Origin of the sequence: Bradyrhizobium sp. USDA 4532 (genome assembly GCF_024171315.1) — a bacterium.
GTDB lineage: Bacteria > Pseudomonadota > Alphaproteobacteria > Rhizobiales > Xanthobacteraceae > Bradyrhizobium > Bradyrhizobium australafricanum.
In genome coordinates, this window is record NZ_JALJZN010000001.1 from 7,874,152 (window position 1) to 7,888,966 (window position 14,815).

The following is a 14,815-nucleotide window of genomic DNA, read 5'->3' on the forward strand; positions in this document are numbered from 1 at the left end:
TAAAGGTTGAAAACTGGCAGATCGTCCTCGATTGCGCAACGGCCTCCAGGAACTCAGCTCCACGAATAGTCGGGCTGAAGCGGATGGTTCTCGGTCGGCCGAGCGGCTGCCTCGTCGGCCGCAGCCGAACCGTGGACGGTCACGACTGAAGCGGGACATCGTCCGGAGCATTAAGGCCGGCGTTCACGATGCGCCTGCCATTCTAGCTCGAACACGCGTCGTTGCTGAGCAGCGGCGTCGGGTTCTCGGTCGAATTTTCCCCGCCGCGATACCATGGCTTGAAGCGAAACCCGGTTCTCGCATACGACCATGGCGCGGTCAGGGATCGGGCGCTGCCCTCCGTCGTATATTCTGAAGCGACGCCAGGGTCTGGATTGTAGAGCGAGAAGACGCCGCGCCAGCTGCCGTCCGGCTGCTCCTGGGCGTAGGACAGCTCCACCTTGTTTCGCGAGACCGAAACCAGGCGATCCGAAACGTGATCGAACACGAATGGCCGCTCGAACCAGATCGTCGTCTCGTCCTGCTTGATTGCGACGTTGGCCTCCTGTCGTGCCGTGCCGCCGCCGACCAGCAGCGGAATCCCCAACGGCACCGCGACATCAGCGGTGGCGGTGGCATTGAGACGGTGGGCGGAAAGCGTCGACGCAAAACCATCCGGCCGCGCAATGACGGTCTTCTTCGTGAACGGGCCGTGCGGGCTATCTGCCGTGGCAACCAGCGCGACGGCGTTCTGCGTGTTGTTGTAGTAGCCGTGATAGAAGATGACATATTCGCCGTTCGCGCGCCGGCAGGCATAGCTGATCGACAGCCCGGACACTTCCTCGGGCAGTGAGGGGGTGATCACGGCGCCATGGCGCGTGAATGTGATGCCGTCGACGCTGGTCGCCAGCTTGATCTGCTTCGCCGCGCGGTCGAGGTAATAGATCATGTACGGCTCGGCTGCTCCGGGCTCATACACCACCTGCGCCGGGCCGATCCCGCCGGGCTCGGACGCGTCCGACTGAAAGGCGATTCCCTGCGGAATCCAGGCTCCTTCGTTCGTCGACGTCCAGAGCCGCAGCTGAAACCAGCCCGTCGTATAGGCTGACGCATAAAGACGCCTTGTATGCGCATCCGGCGCGATCGCGGATGGCCACGCCAAATGAAGAACGCCATCGGGCGGCGACAGCGCCGGCGTCAGGCTCGACACCAGGCCGTCGTCGCCGAACTCCCAGATGTGATAAATGCCGCTGCTCCCGACGCCATTGAGAAACCAGCTTCTGGCAATTGCGCCTGCCGGGAAAAGCGTGAGGATGACGAAAACAAGTCCCCGCATAATCATGAAATTTATCCTGGGTCGTGCCGTCTATCGAGCAAACAATTCCGTTGTGATGACACACTCGGGCGCTCGTTTCGCCCGGAGATTTGTTTCTGAAAATGACGCGGGCCTCGGATTGAAACGCGCAGGATGCGTCGGCGGATCAGTTACCGGCGGTGCTCGCAGTCGAGGTTGCGGCCGCTGCAGAGTCTTCTTGAAATCGCTGCCACGGCGGAGATCAGATCGTATTGCACAACGATCGACTCGCTGCCGCGGACTGCAACCAGTACAACGACTGACCGGCCTGATTTCTGTCCTCAGGACCGGTTCCGCGCGACCATATCTTGGGAATTTGCAACGACAGGAGAATCCGGCTTTTGTGACCAGCATGGGCTCTAAATCTCGGGAGTACTTGTTCGGAGCGACGGTCAGGCATCTGGCCGAGCGCGCCAAGGAGGCTCGGCTCGAGGCGGATGGTGCGGCCTGCCGGGCATGGAACGCCCGCATGCTCGCTTTTCAGGGGCCCGCCCAGCCGTCGCCCGCGCTCGGCGATGCACTCAACGCCGGTTTCCGCTACCTCGAAGTGAAATGCCTCGGCTGCGAGACGCATCAGACGGTCGCGCTCGATATCGTGAGGCGGCCGAAGTGGACGCCGATCCACGAGCTGGAGCGCTATATGCGCTGCAAGCTGTGCTCGCGACGCTCCGGCTACCCGTTCAAGCGCAGCCATCTTGTGGTACTGCGGACGACTAAGATCTCCGCCATGAACCCGCCCTCAACCTGGTGGCCGGGAGAGCGCTGACACCGTCGCAGAGCATGCTGCGCCCAAAGTCCCACCTCACTATTGGAACATTCCAGGCCTTACCCGCTTGTTCCGAAATCCAGAACGAGTTCACTAACGTGACTGACGAATTTGAATATCTAGCGCACCGATTGGTGATTATCGAGCAACCCGGCGGTGGGTTCTTGGTCGAAGTCACGCCGATCGCCGGCGGCCAAACCATCAGAACAATGACCTACCAACGTACTCAAGAAGCGATCGCTGCAGCGAAGCGGACAATCGACAAGCATCCCGAAGGCAGGCGACCTGCCAATCTGGCCCGGTCTTAAAGTGGCTGACCACCCGCTGCGAAATTCAAGCTGAGACCTGTTCGCTCAAAAAGCACCGGCGCGTCAGTTCCTAACGGATGAAAAAATTTCGAGCGCCTAGATTATCCCAGGACAATGCGAGCCCGTGCGGCTGGTGTTCTGACGGTCGCTAGTTGGAATGTCAGGCGAACTGTCATGGTAAAGAAACGGCGCAAACGGACGATACAAACGTTGTCGCTCACCGCTCGGCTTGACCGGCTTGCTCAGGAATCGAGGGCGAAAGCGGCAGGTCTTCCCCCCGGAGTAGAGCGCGAGCATTTGCTGAAAAAAGCGCGCGAAGCCCGGCGGGCCATTGAGATCGAGGACCTGCTCAAGCTGCGAGGTATCGAGCTGCCGGTTTGATTTTCGGCGGCGGGATAGCACCGTTAGGCTGGCGCCCCAAAGAATGGCCCCAGCGAGGGGGTACACGCTGAGGCCAAGACGGTTGGATCATCCATGAGATGGCAGGCTCATCACATAAACAGGGCGCCGACGCCTACGATGAGCGCTACGAACGATATCGCCGCCAACGCCATGAGGCTGTACTCGACGCCATCGTCGTGACTGAACCTGAACATATGGAGAGCTTGCGCCGCGGCCTTGGTGTTCGCATTTACTTAGGCGTGTCAGGAGCCGTGTCCCATCTAGGTTCCGGCCTTATCTTAAGTGAAGATTCTTCGCGGGAAGAAGCTGTTGAGCGAGCCTAGCTCCCCGCCGCGAGACGCTTCCTCATTATCGTCAGTCGGGCGCTGACTGCGGCCTCTGTGCGGCCGAGTTTCTGGGCGATCTCGCGCTGGGTTAGCTCGGTCTCGCGGATCATCTGTAGCAGGCGCTGCTCTTCCTCTTCGGCCCAAGCTGGCAAGATGTTCTCCGAATTGTTTCGTCCTGAAATGCCAGTACCAATTGCACATCCTGGTCATCTCGTCTTCCCGGGATTTGCCGGTCCTTCTCGTTTGTTCGGTCGAGTGTCCTAATTAGGACAGTATCTCCCTTAGCACGGGATGCCCGGCCCAAAGCTCGCCGTCGGTCGTCCCGAAAGGGATGACCGGCGCGGGTGGACAGTAAATCAACTTGCCAGGCTTGCTGCACTGGCTCATTGTCCCGCGATCACCGGCGAAGGCTTTGTCCGTAGGCGTCGGTGGCTGAAGACCGAGCGCGCTCCCGCCTGCAAGGAGGAGCTGCGCCATGAGCCAGCCATTCAGCGAAGAGACGATAGCGTTATTGGATCGCGCTCAGCGAGCCATTGATATGCGATCCTGGTGCGTGAACAGAGGCGACGCCATCTCGCCGAGGCCGGCCTTCGGTCGTTCCGGTTAGAGCTAGCGCTTTTCGAGGCAAACAAAGGCCTTTGGCTGGAACAGCATGCTCCAAGGTGTTCCATGCCTTTTTAGGATTCGCGGCGCAACCCAGGAACAACTGTTCACTTTGTAACTTAAGGAGTCCACTAAGAGCGCATCGAGAACTGAAGTGAACCAGCCCACTCTAGATCAGCGAACGACGCCGCACAAAGCCATGAACTGGCAGCAGTGCCCCAGATGCTCTGACATCTCCGAACTCGTCCGTGCCTTCCTCGATCCTGTCGGCGGGAAAACCGTGCGGCTCATGGAATGCAAATGCGGCGAACGCATCTGGAGCGACCAAATGACGGAATGACCCAATTTGGGCTACGGCCGCCTCCGTTGGCGGCCTCTTTCATTTTCGCATCCGCCCAAGAGAAAGCCGACCACGCTCGCGCCGGGCTTTTTTCTTGGCCCAAGAAAATGCCCTCAGCGAGGGCGATGGCCCGCGCTTGGCTGACGGCGCTCGGCCCGTCTGGCTCTGTTGGCGATCACCACGAGCCGGTTATTAGCCCCAGCCTCGGTCCGCGCATCTGGACCGCTATGAGCCGGTGATCCATCTCATGTAGGATAGCACCCGTCGCCGCCGTGAGACGGCTCCGGCGCTTTGCGGGGCTAGCGTGCGCGCCAGAGCCGTCCCCACGCGCGCTCATGTCCGAGAGCGCACTGCATATTACCGGGGAATGCGACAAACGCCGACGGCACCTTGGATTACCCCTTAATTGTAAAAACGGCCCCAGCACCTCTGGGGGCCGGGAGGCCGGTGCTGGAGCCGCTACCTGATTCCGGTCTGTGTTGTTGGAGGCAGGTTCACCGGATCATGCTGGCGACGAAAGTTCCGGCACTTGCATGTGTTAATCTCTTGAAGCCCTTAGCTAGCCGAAGTTCGTGTCAGCTCGTCTGGCGAGATGGCGACTTCCTAGCAATTCGATGGCGCCCCCTTTAGGTAATCGCAAAAAGGCCCCAGCACGCCGAAACGCCGTTGCTGAGGCCCAGTCGTCCGATATTGCCGGGGCGCGACCCGACGGAGCTATTGCTAGCACGCTCCTGTGCGACCGCCAGTTTCTCCCAAAATATGCGCAGTAGGCAAGGAACCATCGAGAGGACAAGAGCGTCTAATTGGCGCTTCTGGTCAGCCAAGGTGCCCCCCGACTGCCTGGAAGAAAACCCGTATCGCTCGGGTTGGCGGCCCCCTCGTTGGGGCCGTTTTCAGTTCGCCGCGGAAAGCGCGAGCGGTGCTTGTCCAAAGTTGATCGCAACGATTCACATAGTTCAATGCGGAGCACACCATCCTGCAAGCTAATCGGTGAACTTGCGTTTCACAGGTGGATGGTTGCAATGGAATTTATTGGACGCCCGATGCGAGGCCGTTTCCTCGTTCGGCAAGGAAGCATTGGCTGGATGGTCTACGACAGCGAACTCAAAGGACCGGCACAGATAAAGAAAAATGGCCCCTTTGCCGAGAAGCTGACCAAGGAAAAAGCCGAGATCATAGCGCAGGCGCTGACGAACCAGATTCGTGCGAGATCGGATGATCCTGCGCAATCGCGGTGCGTCAAGGCCGCTATAAACGCGCGGTGAAAATGATCGTCCGGAGGGGGGACCATTGTTCATCATCGAACTCTTGAACCCTGACGCGTTCTCGGGAACGGGCAGCATCATCCTGCTCGAACTGACGGACGAGGATTCCGCGATGCGAGCCGCCCGAAAGATCGCTGCCGAGACGGGACGCCGCGTAACCGTGCGGAAAGAAGACATGCAAATCATTGGGACTATATCCGCGCCCACGACCCATTAGATCCGAGCCGAGCGGCGAGGCCGGTCATCTAAGCCCTTGCTCCGAGAAATATTCAGGCCTACGCTCAATCCTGTACGAGCAGTCCAGTTATTCGGAGCCGGCAATGCTTGTTTACCGCCCAACGAATTTGCAGATTGAACTCGAACGGCTGCGCAGGTCAGCGGACGATCTCCTCGCCCGAGCCAACGCTGCGCTGGGGTTGCCCAAGCCCGACACGTTTCTGGGACGAAGTCACCATGAGCCGATTCCGCTTCCGAACGAGCGCGCTTTCGGGATCGAATGAGCACCGGTTGATTGCTGCCGACCAGGCCCTAACTCCGACCGGCACCGCAACTCGGCCAACGATCGACGCGCTTGCGGCTGACGGCCACCGAGACAAAGGAGCGGGCTGTTTACTCTCGCGAAACGGCCTCTGGACTCCTGCTTGTTCCCCGAAGCGAAACGGCCCCAGCGAGAGGACATGCCGAGGCCGATTCGGTGCCCCAGCGAGGTGCCAGCCGGGGCCGCTCAAACTGATCGAGAATGTGCCCCGGTCTTCGGGGGCAAGAGCCGGGGCACTTTCATCCATGATGCCGCTCTGCCGCGAGCAGCACATTGCTAACGTCGCTTCGAAGGTGCCGTTCCTAACGACCTTTTCATCGCCGACCCGAGCCGACGCTCAACTCGCTTGCGGCTGGTGCCGACCTTCTTGACGGCCTTCTTCACCGATGCGGCCGACTTGCCGGTCTTCTTCGCCTCATAGCGCACTTCGTAATCCTGCCCGCCGGCGACGCGCGCTCGGTCCTGCTTGCGACCGCGCGCGGTCTGCTTCTTCGCGTTCTTTGCCATTCCGGCCTCCCTGTCGATGAGGGCCAACTCGGTTTATGATCGACCGTTCCATTTGCGGACCCGCGTCGGAACGATTGCGATTGCGCCAGTTTGAATCAGCTTATTGTTTGTGGAGTTGCGTTGTGGCGTTTCAGCGTAGGAAGCCCGAGGCGATCGGGACCAAGGCGCTCTTTCCCGGCTTCATCGCGCCGGCCCTGGCATCGCCGATCGAGAAGGTGCCGAGCGGCACACGCTGGATTCACGAGATCAAGTTCGACGGCTACCGGGTTCAGACTCACATCGCTAATGAAGACGTGAAGATCTACACCCGGCGCGGCAACGACTGGACCAGGCGCTTCAAGAAGGTGGTCCAAGACGCCTGGCACATTTCCGCATCATCAGCCATCATCGACGGCGAGATCGTCGTTCCCTCACCAGACGGCACGACCGACTTCTCCGTGCTGCAGAACGAGCTGCGCGGTAAGTCGACCAGGATCGTGATGGTGGCCTTCGACCTGCTCTATCTCAATGGCCGCGATCTCCGGAAGCTGCCGCTGAAGGAGCGCAAAGCGCTGCTGAAGAAGCTCGTCGCTGGCACCGAGGTCCAGTTCAGCGAAAGCTTCGAGGTGGACGGCCCCAAGATGTTCGCGCATGCCTGTAGGCTCGGCTATGAAGGCGTGGTGTCGAAGGTGGCGGATAGCGCCTATCCGACCGGCACCCGCAGCCGCGACTGGGTCAAGAAAACCTGCGCCCAGCGCGAGACGTTGACCATCGCCGGCTTTGCACTGGACGACAACGAATGGGACGGAATTTACGTCGGCCGGCGCAAGGGCAATGAGCTGATCTACGCCGGCAAGGTCGACCACGGCTTCGATAAGGCCTCGGCCGCCGATCTCCGCAAACGCCTGACGCCGCTGATCCGCAAGACGCAGCCCTACACCAAGCGCATCAAGCACAAGGGCGTATGGGTTGAGCCGAAGGTACTGGCCGAGATCGAGTATCGCGCCAAATCTGCCGAGGGCAAGGTGCGGCATCCGTTCTTTCGTGGGGTGCGAGAAGATCTATGAGCAAGCCTCGCTGTATTTTTTGCGACGACACAAGATGGGTGTGTGAGAACCATCAGGACCAGCCCTGGACCGGTCCGCACGCCTGCGCTTGCGGAGGCGCCGGTGCGCCCTGTCCGGCCTGCAATCGGCCGAATGATGACGGTCCCCCTCGAATGCCGGAGGGCTTCCAACCAGACGAATAAGCGAGGCTTGGCTGTGACGTTGCCGACGATGGCGTTGCCGCCGTCCTCCACCTTAACCTTCTGGACGGTGATAAGCCCGACAGGCCGGCAATTGGAAAGAGAGGGTTACTTCCTCAGTCGGATGCAAGGAGCCCACAGGGTTGGCGCCGGCAGCTTGCACGGGCTAGCCCGGATGGACGGTCCCGTAGATTTACCATGACCCGGAATTCCAGCTGCCCGGGGCCGGAGCGGGCGCTAAGTTGATCGTGCGGGGGCGGCGCCTTGAGGGCAGGAGGCCGCAATGGAGCGTCTGTATTTGGGCATCACCGTCACCAGCACTTACGCGCTGGTCACCTTTGCGCTGATGCTGGCTTTCGTGCACTGACCGCCGGGAATCCGGATCTTTGCTCGCGGGGCCGCTACGGGGTGCGTTGTCTTCGCGGAACGCGCAATGTCCGGCAACCGGCAAGCTTTTACTGCGTCAGCGGGTTTAAACGTATGCCGAGGCCTGTAGCGATAACCCTGATGAGTTTGGCCGTTGCAACGCTCACGGCGTTCGGCATCGCCGCAGCCCTCATGATCCATTAAAGCGCGATGAGATTAGGTTGAATCGTCATCGCGCTTTAGCTCTTTGTTTGAGCATGATCTCCGCGCAAACGCGTCCCGCGTTTGTCGCGAGGGAAAACCGCTTCGCACTTTTCCGGATCATGCTTTAGCGCGAATGGGCCGGCGGGATTTCACGCCCGGCGGCCCATTGGTCATTTCTGCGCGCGGCCATTTGCGAAACGCAATCACTTCATCCCCTCCAGCATCCTCCGCACCTCCCCCAACAACACCCGGATCTGCCTTCGCTCGGCGATCGCGTCCCCCGTGAACCGGCCGTGCTTGCGCGCATTCCGGTTCGCCCGTGGCGCGCCGGATCCCTTTGCGCCGCCGTGCATGCGGCAGCGCGCCTTGCCGTGCACCGCCGGCGCGCGGCACGAACCGCCGCAGCGGGTCCTGGCGCCGCAACGCCGGCTGGCCAGCATCGGGCCGGTCGTTTGGATGTGGCCGCTCATGCCTGTGCGTCCCGCGCCGCATCGGTGGAATTCCGCCGTCGCCTCCCGCCCGCGGGCCTCAGTGCCCGCGCCGCGGATGCCGGGCTGTTCTCGGACACGATCACGCTCGCATGCTGCGTGACGGTGCCGACGATGGCGTTGCCGCCGTCCTCGACCTTGACGTTCTGCACGGTGATGGCAGGCTCGCCATGGCTGCGGTGGCGGTTCAGCGCCTCGATCTGGGCGGGAAAGGTGCGGGCGAGCCGGCCCAATGCGCGCGCGGCGCTGTCGTGCTGGGCGAGGTCCTTGGCATGCGCGAGGTGATGGGCGCATCGCATTGCCATCACATGAACCGACACCATCTGCGCCACCAGCATGGCCTCGACGGAATCCCGCGGACCGATGCTTCTCACCATCGAGATCATGAAGGCGAGGTTGACCTCGCAGGGCTTGCCGCCGCTCACGCTGGCCTTGACCAATTGCCGCAGGATGCCGTCCATCGCGTCGCGGTCGGCGACCCCCAGCGCGTTCGCCATCAGCCGTGCGCCGAGCTCGGGATCAGGATGGTCGATGCAGAAGCCGTGCGAGGAGAACTTGATCCGCGGGGCTGCGGCAGCCTGGGTCGGGCCGGGTGCGGCGGGCATCGTCGGCACGGTGATGTCGGGTGCAGTATCCATGTCGGGTAGTCCCTGGAATGCGCGTGGCAAGCGCGCAGACGATCGCTCGCTGCGGCAGCCGGTGCGATGTCGATTGTGGGGAGGGGTTTCGGTCTCACGTGCATCCGTCGCGCCCGCTGTTGCGGGCGACGGGGCACTTGCACGATTTCGGAATATTGGAAATGTATCCCTGATTTGCCCGACGCGTCAAGTGGCGTTGTCGGGCGCCGGCGGCCGCCCGGCGCCCTTTGCATGGGGTTGTTTTCGATATTTTGGCGGCACGGCCCCAGTGGGAAGTTCCGCCGCCGTCGCCCGCAGTCATGCCGGCAAGGCACGGTGCGATCCGTGTTAGCGGGTACCGTGCGCCGATTGGATCATTATACTGGCGGGGACGTTGCGACGGCGCGGCGAGGTGCCGGCCTCGGATGAACCGGCCTGGGATGAAGGAGCATCGATGAGCGAGACCATTGGCCACCCCGATCCCGGCCTCGATTTGTCCGACGGTTTCAAGCCGCACACCTCGCATTGGGGCGTGTTCTCGGCGCGGCTCGGCAAGGCGGGTCTCGAAGTCAGGCCCTATGCCGCCGATCCCGATCCGAACCGCATCATCAACAATTTCCCCGGCGCGCTGCGCCACCAGGCGCGCATCGCGCAGCCTGCGATCCGCCGCGGCTGGCTCGAGCGCGGGCCGGGCCCAGACGATCGGCGCGGCCGCGATGACTTCGTCTCGGTGAGCTGGGAGCAGGCGCTCGATCTGCTCGGCGGCGAGCTGACGCGGATCCGCGACACGATCGGCCCCAGCGCGGTATTCGGTGGCTCCTACGGCTGGTCGAGCGCGGGCCGTTTCCATCACGCGCAGAGCCAGGTGCACCGCTTCCTCAACATCGCGATGGGCGGCTATGTGCGTTCGGTGAACACCTATTCCTCGGGCGCGTCATCGGTGCTGCTGCCGCAGATTCTGACCGGCTACGAGGACATCACCAAGCGCAACGTCACCTGGGAGCAGATCGCGGCCGAAACCGACGTCGTGCTGGCGTTCGGCGGCATGGCGCTGAAGAACTCGATGGTGGCCGGCGGCTCGATCAGCAAGCATGTCGAGCGCGGCGCGATGGAGGCCGCTCAGCGGCGCGGCTGCCAGTTCGTCCTGGTCAGCCCGCTGCGCGACGATCTCCCCGTCGAGGCCGGCGCCGAATGGCTGACGGCCACGCCCGGCACCGACACCGCGCTGATGCTCGGCATCGTCCATACGCTCGTCAGCGAGGGCCTGCACGATCAGGCCTTCCTCGATCGCTACACCGAGGGCTGGCCAGTGTTTTTGCGCTATCTGACCGGCGAGAGCGACGGTGTGCCGAAGAGCGCCGGATGGGCGGCGGCGATCTGCGGCATCGACGCCGGCACCATCAAGTCGCTCGCGCGCCGGCTTGCCGGCCGCAGAGCGCTGATCACCGTGTCGCATTCGTTGCAGCGCGCCGAGCATGGCGAGCAGCCGGTGTGGATGGGCATGGTGCTGGCGGCGGCGCTCGGCCAGATCGGCCTGCCCGGCGGCGGCTACGCCTATTCGCTCGGCGCGATCGGCTATTACGGCCGCCGCGTCAACGCGGTGCCCGGGCCGACGCTCGGGCAGGGCCGCAACGGCGTCGCCGACTTCATTCCGGTGGCGCGCATCGCCGACATGCTGCTCAATCCCGGCACCAGCTATCGCTACAATGGCGAGACGCGGACCTATCCGGATATCCGCCTCGTCTATTGGGCCGGCGGCAATCCGTTCCACCATCACCAGGACCTCAACCGCCTGCGCAAGGCGTTTGCGCGGCTCGATACGCTGGTGGTGCACGAGCTCGCCTGGACCGCGACGGCGCGCCACGCCGACATCGTGCTGCCCTCGACCATGACGCTGGAGCGCGAGGACATCGGCTATTCCAGCAACGATCCCTTGATGGTCGCGATGCACCGGATCGCCGAACCGTTCGGCCTTGCGCGCGACGACTACGAGATCTTCGCCGACCTCGCCGAGCGGTTAGGGGCCCGCGAGCCCTTCACCGAGGAACGCACCTCGCGGCAATGGCTGGAACATCTCTATGAGCCGACCCGCAAGGCGCTCGCCGCGCGCGGGCTCGAAGCGCCGAGCTTCGAGGAGTTCTGGGCGCGCGGCAGCCTGGTGGTGCCGCAGCATCTCGACGACGGCGGCTCGCTGCGCCGTTTTCGCGAGGACCCCCTCGCGCGCCCGCTGCCGACGCCGAGCGGCCGCATCGAGATCTTCTCGCAGAAGATCGCTAGCCACGGCGATGCGGACTGTCCGGGCCATCCGGTCTGGCTCGAGAAATCAGACTCGCCGACGCCGGGCGCGCCGTTCTTCCTCGTCGCCAACCAGCCGGTGACGCGCCTGCACAGCCAGCTCGATTTCGGCGGCCACTCGCTCGACGCCAAGCATCGCGGCCGCGAGGTCGCGCGCATGAATCCGCACGACGCGACGGCGCGCGGCATCGCCGACGGCGACATCATCCGCATCTTCAACGCGCGCGGCGCCTGCCTCGCCGCGGTGCATGTCACCGACGGCATCGCGCCCGGCGTGGTTCAACTGCCGACCGGCGCCTGGTACGATCCGATGGACCCCGAGGAGGATGCGCCGCTCTGCGTGCACGGCAATCCGAACGTGCTCACACGCGACATCGGCACGTCATCCTTCGCGCAGGGCTGCACCGGCCAGCTCACCAGCGTCGAGGTCGAGCGGTTCAACGGCAATCTGCCGCCGATCCGCGCGTTCGATCCGGCGTAATTTCGCGCGGAGATCACGAACAAATCATCGCTGGGCGCTGGATGGCGCCCACGCGTTCGGCTACGGCATCACGAGATCGCCCCTGAGTTCTGGATTTGCCGAGATGCACCTGAAAACCCTGTTTCACATCGCCGTCGCCGCGACCGTCGCGCTCAGTTCGTCCAGCGCATTGGCGCAATCGGCCGCCGAGCCGGCCTATGGACCAGAGCTGCAGGGCTTCGACTATCCCTATCCGGTGGAGCATTATCGCTTCAGCTCGCAGGGGCAGGAACTCGACATGGCCTATCTCGACGTCAAGCCGGCGACGCCGAACGGCCAGACCGCGGTGCTGCTGCACGGCAAGAATTTCTGTGCCGCGACCTGGGACGGCACCATCAAGGCGCTCGGCGGCGCCGGCTATCGCGTGATCGCGATGGACCAGATCGGATTCTGCAAGTCCAGCAAGCCAGAGCGCTATCAGTTCACCTTTCAGCAACTGGCCGGCAACAGCCGCGCGCTGCTCGCCTCGCTCGGGATCGCGCATTCGATCATGGTCGGCCACTCGACCGGCGGCATGCTGGCGATGCGCTATGCCCTGATGTATCCGGAGGCCACCGACCACCTGGTTCTCGTCGATCCGATCGGGCTGGAGGACTGGAAGGCCAAGGGCGTGCCGTGGCTCAGCCTCGACGGCTGGATGCAGCGCGAGACGCGTGTCACTGCAGACAGCATCCGCGCCTATGAGCGCGCCACCTATTACGCCGACACGTGGGATGCGTCCTACGAGACGTGGGTGCAGATGCTGGCCGGCATGTATCGCGGAGAGGGCCGCGCCGCCGTGGCGTCGAGCTCGGCGCGGCTCTACGACATGATCGCGACCCAGCCGGTGTTCTACGAGTTCGAGCAGATCAAGCCGCCGACGCTGCTCTTTGTCGGCGACAAGGACACCACCGCGATCGGCAAGGACACCGCGCCGCCGGAGATCCGCAAGACGCTCGGCAATTATCCGGTGCTCGGCAAGGAGGCCGTGAAGCGGATCCCGCATGCGCAGCTGATCGAATTCCCCGATCTCGGCCATTCGCCGCAAATCCAGGCGCCGGCGCGCTTCCACGAGGCGCTGCTCGGCTGGCTGCAGCATCCGGAGACCGGCGCGACGCTGGTCAAGTAGGGACGGCGAGACAGGCGAGCGACATCATGGCGACAGCGGAACTGGTCAGCGTGTTCACGGTGGATGGGCAGGGCGGCAATCCCTGTCCGATCGTGGTGGATGCAAGCGGCATGAGCGCGTCCGAGATGCAGGACGTCGCCCGCCGCCATGGTCACGAATCCGGCTTCGTGTTGCCGGCGCAGAGTGACGATTTCGACGCCACGTTCCGCTTCTTCGTTCCGAATCACGAGATGGAAATGTGCGGCCACGCGACCATCGGTGCGCTCTGGTTGCTTGCGCGCCATGGAAAGTTGCCGGGCGACACGATGCGGATCTCGACGCGCAGCGGTCCGGTCACCGGCTTCATCAGCCGTGATCGTCATGGCGAGCCGCGTGTCGAGATCACCCAGCCGGCCGGGAAGACCGTTCCGCTCACCACGGCGCAACGCGACGACGTGCTGCGGGCGCTCGCGGTCGGGCCCGACGCGATGGGCGCGGGAATGGCCTGCAATGCCGTCACATCGCGGATCAAGACACTCGTTCCGATGCGTTCTCCCGACGCGCTGAATGCGCTCGATCCCGCGGCCGAGCAAGTCGAGGCGGTCTGCGGCCGGATCGGATCGACCGGGCTCTATCCATTCGCCGTGATCGACCGAAAGGCTCGCCTGTTCGAGGCGCGGCAATTCCCGCGCTCCTCAGGTTATCGGGAGGATGCCGCGACCGGCATTGCGGCCGCGGCGCTGGCGTTCGGCCTGCTCGACTACGGCCTGGTCGCTCCTGATGACGGCGAGATTCGAATCCTGCAGGGCAGGGCGATGGGGCGGCTGTCCGAGATTCGGGTCCGCATCGGCTTCGCTGGCGGCCGTGCCGTCGGCTGCCTGCTTGGCGGCAATGTTGCGCTGATGCTGCGCCGTCACACTGAGCAGCCGCCAGCGCAAGGCGAGCCGGCTTCGTAAACAGTACATCCTGGTCTAATCAGCGGCACGCTTGGCCCGCTCCTGCGCCTTGGCGTGCACCGGTGATGATTTCCGCGCACCGGGGCCGGGATGCACGTGGACCGCCTTCGCGCTAAGCGGTTCTCCGCATTCCGAACAGACCATGACGGGATCGAACATCTTCTTGCAGGTCTTGTGTTCGTGCAGCATCGGCCGGCCGCGCGAATCGACCATGTGGACGTTGCCCCAGTGCACGATCGACATGATGATCGGATAGAGGTCGAGCCCCTTCTGCGTCAGGATGTATTCGTAGCGCTTCGGCGCCTCCTGATAGGGGATCTTGCGCAGCACGCCGAACCGCACCAGCTTCTTCAGCCGGTCGGCGAGCAGATGCCGCGTGATCCCGAGCGAGGCCTGGAAGTCATCGAACCTGCGGATGCGCAGGAAACATTCGCGCAGGACCAGCAGGCTCCAGCGGTCGCCGATGACAGCCACCGTGCGGGCCACCGAGCACGGCTCCTCCTCGAGGGCATCCCATTTCATCAGCATCTCCTGCGGTCTGCGTCGACATCGCCTTTTAAATTCTAAAACAGAACTAACGCAATTTCAATAGGATGCCTCGCCTGCAGCCGTGACTTAGTCATTGGATGACAAATATCATATTGACAGTTCTAAAATAGAACTTAAGGT

General features: G+C 63.1%; 16 protein-coding genes. 10 read left to right on the forward strand and 6 right to left on the reverse strand.

Annotated elements, in window-relative coordinates:
• Nucleotides 1-202: 202 nt before the first annotated feature.
• Nucleotides 203-1,321 (reverse strand): hypothetical protein, encoded by a 1,119-nt coding sequence (locus tag J2R76_RS36330; RefSeq protein ID WP_253625617.1) that lies wholly within the window; start codon nt 1,319-1,321, stop codon nt 203-205.
• Between the two features lie 364 nt (nt 1,322-1,685).
• Between J2R76_RS36330 and J2R76_RS36335 the strand changes: the two genes are divergently transcribed.
• The 3 genes from J2R76_RS36335 (at nt 1,686) to J2R76_RS36345 (ending at nt 2,788) form a co-directional block, all read left to right on the forward strand.
• A complete protein-coding gene (locus J2R76_RS36335) occupies nt 1,686-2,099 on the forward strand; it encodes a hypothetical protein (protein ID WP_076830452.1) in 414 nt (137 codons plus the stop codon).
• 98 nt (nt 2,100-2,197) lie between these two features.
• Nucleotides 2,198-2,407 (forward strand): hypothetical protein, encoded by a 210-nt coding sequence (locus tag J2R76_RS36340; protein ID WP_141340037.1) that lies wholly within the window; start codon nt 2,198-2,200, stop codon nt 2,405-2,407.
• 174 nt (nt 2,408-2,581) lie between these two features.
• Nucleotides 2,582-2,788, forward strand: coding sequence for a hypothetical protein (locus J2R76_RS36345; RefSeq protein ID WP_253625618.1), 207 nt, complete (start codon nt 2,582-2,584; stop codon nt 2,786-2,788).
• 340 nt (nt 2,789-3,128) lie between these two features.
• Here the strand turns inward: J2R76_RS36345 and J2R76_RS41145 are convergent, their stop codons facing one another.
• Nucleotides 3,129-3,287, reverse strand: a complete 159-nt coding sequence (locus tag J2R76_RS41145) for a sigma factor-like helix-turn-helix DNA-binding protein (RefSeq protein WP_200844582.1) — start codon at nt 3,285-3,287, stop codon at nt 3,129-3,131.
• Nucleotides 3,288-5,100: 1,813 nt separating this feature from the next.
• Between J2R76_RS41145 and J2R76_RS36350 the strand changes: the two genes are divergently transcribed.
• The 3 genes from J2R76_RS36350 to J2R76_RS36360 all read left to right on the forward strand — a co-directional run bounded on the left by J2R76_RS36350 (nt 5,101) and on the right by J2R76_RS36360 (nt 5,843).
• Nucleotides 5,101-5,343, forward strand: coding sequence for a hypothetical protein (locus J2R76_RS36350; RefSeq protein ID WP_168855819.1), 243 nt, complete (start codon nt 5,101-5,103; stop codon nt 5,341-5,343).
• A 25-nt stretch (nt 5,344-5,368) separates the two neighbouring features.
• Nucleotides 5,369-5,560 (forward strand): hypothetical protein, encoded by a 192-nt coding sequence (locus J2R76_RS36355; RefSeq protein ID WP_057019190.1) that lies wholly within the window; start codon nt 5,369-5,371, stop codon nt 5,558-5,560.
• Between the two features lie 103 nt (nt 5,561-5,663).
• Nucleotides 5,664-5,843, forward strand: coding sequence for a hypothetical protein (locus J2R76_RS36360; RefSeq protein ID WP_141340039.1), 180 nt, complete (start codon nt 5,664-5,666; stop codon nt 5,841-5,843).
• Between the two features lie 314 nt (nt 5,844-6,157).
• Here the strand turns inward: J2R76_RS36360 and J2R76_RS36365 are convergent, their stop codons facing one another.
• Nucleotides 6,158-6,388, reverse strand: a complete 231-nt coding sequence (locus J2R76_RS36365; protein WP_057019191.1) for a DUF3606 domain-containing protein — start codon at nt 6,386-6,388, stop codon at nt 6,158-6,160.
• Nucleotides 6,389-6,510: 122 nt separating this feature from the next.
• On the opposite strand from J2R76_RS36365, the gene ligD reads away from it, so the two are divergent.
• Nucleotides 6,511-7,434, forward strand: a complete 924-nt coding sequence (gene ligD / locus J2R76_RS36370; RefSeq protein ID WP_076830458.1) for a non-homologous end-joining DNA ligase — start codon at nt 6,511-6,513, stop codon at nt 7,432-7,434.
• Between the two features lie 952 nt (nt 7,435-8,386).
• Here ligD and J2R76_RS36375 read toward each other — a convergent pair.
• Nucleotides 8,387-8,653, reverse strand: a complete 267-nt coding sequence (locus tag J2R76_RS36375) for an HGGxSTG domain-containing protein (protein WP_253625619.1) — start codon at nt 8,651-8,653, stop codon at nt 8,387-8,389.
• Complete coding sequence (locus J2R76_RS36380; protein WP_253625620.1) at nt 8,650-9,309, reverse strand: hypothetical protein; 660 nt, start codon at nt 9,307-9,309, stop codon at nt 8,650-8,652. The genes J2R76_RS36375 and J2R76_RS36380 overlap by 4 nt, the downstream gene beginning before the upstream one ends.
• A gap of 433 nt (nt 9,310-9,742) precedes the next feature.
• Here J2R76_RS36380 and J2R76_RS36385 point away from each other — a divergent pair, with 433 nt between their 5' ends.
• From J2R76_RS36385 to J2R76_RS36395, 3 genes are all read left to right on the forward strand, one after another.
• Nucleotides 9,743-12,064 (forward strand): molybdopterin guanine dinucleotide-containing S/N-oxide reductase, encoded by a 2,322-nt coding sequence (locus J2R76_RS36385; RefSeq protein WP_253625621.1) that lies wholly within the window; start codon nt 9,743-9,745, stop codon nt 12,062-12,064.
• 103 nt (nt 12,065-12,167) lie between these two features.
• Nucleotides 12,168-13,211 (forward strand): alpha/beta fold hydrolase, encoded by a 1,044-nt coding sequence (locus tag J2R76_RS36390; RefSeq protein ID WP_253625622.1) that lies wholly within the window; start codon nt 12,168-12,170, stop codon nt 13,209-13,211.
• A gap of 26 nt (nt 13,212-13,237) precedes the next feature.
• Nucleotides 13,238-14,146 (forward strand): PhzF family phenazine biosynthesis protein, encoded by a 909-nt coding sequence (locus tag J2R76_RS36395; RefSeq protein WP_253625623.1) that lies wholly within the window; start codon nt 13,238-13,240, stop codon nt 14,144-14,146.
• Nucleotides 14,147-14,161: 15 nt separating this feature from the next.
• On the opposite strand, the gene J2R76_RS36400 is transcribed toward J2R76_RS36395, so the two are convergent.
• Nucleotides 14,162-14,668, reverse strand: coding sequence for a helix-turn-helix domain-containing protein (locus tag J2R76_RS36400; protein WP_028334861.1), 507 nt, complete (start codon nt 14,666-14,668; stop codon nt 14,162-14,164).
• Nucleotides 14,669-14,815 lie beyond the last annotated feature (147 nt).

Coding starts and splice junctions, on each gene's coding strand:
- J2R76_RS36395 (WP_253625623.1), top strand. CDS start 13,238: ATGGCGACAGCGGAACTGGTCAGCGTGTTCACGGTGGATGGGCAGGGC.
- J2R76_RS36360 (WP_141340039.1), top strand. CDS start 5,664: ATGCTTGTTTACCGCCCAACGAATTTGCAGATTGAACTCGAACGGCTG.
- J2R76_RS36335 (WP_076830452.1), top strand. CDS start 1,686: ATGGGCTCTAAATCTCGGGAGTACTTGTTCGGAGCGACGGTCAGGCAT.
- J2R76_RS36375 (WP_253625619.1), bottom strand. CDS start 8,653: ATGAGCGGCCACATCCAAACGACCGGCCCGATGCTGGCCAGCCGGCGT.
- J2R76_RS36330 (WP_253625617.1), bottom strand. CDS start 1,321: ATGATTATGCGGGGACTTGTTTTCGTCATCCTCACGCTTTTCCCGGCA.
- J2R76_RS36345 (WP_253625618.1), top strand. CDS start 2,582: ATGGTAAAGAAACGGCGCAAACGGACGATACAAACGTTGTCGCTCACC.
- J2R76_RS36365 (WP_057019191.1), bottom strand. CDS start 6,388: ATGGCAAAGAACGCGAAGAAGCAGACCGCGCGCGGTCGCAAGCAGGAC.
- J2R76_RS36390 (WP_253625622.1), top strand. CDS start 12,168: ATGCACCTGAAAACCCTGTTTCACATCGCCGTCGCCGCGACCGTCGCG.
- J2R76_RS36385 (WP_253625621.1), top strand. CDS start 9,743: ATGAGCGAGACCATTGGCCACCCCGATCCCGGCCTCGATTTGTCCGAC.
- J2R76_RS36400 (WP_028334861.1), bottom strand. CDS start 14,668: ATGAAATGGGATGCCCTCGAGGAGGAGCCGTGCTCGGTGGCCCGCACG.
- J2R76_RS36380 (WP_253625620.1), bottom strand. CDS start 9,309: ATGGATACTGCACCCGACATCACCGTGCCGACGATGCCCGCCGCACCC.
- J2R76_RS36350 (WP_168855819.1), top strand. CDS start 5,101: ATGGAATTTATTGGACGCCCGATGCGAGGCCGTTTCCTCGTTCGGCAA.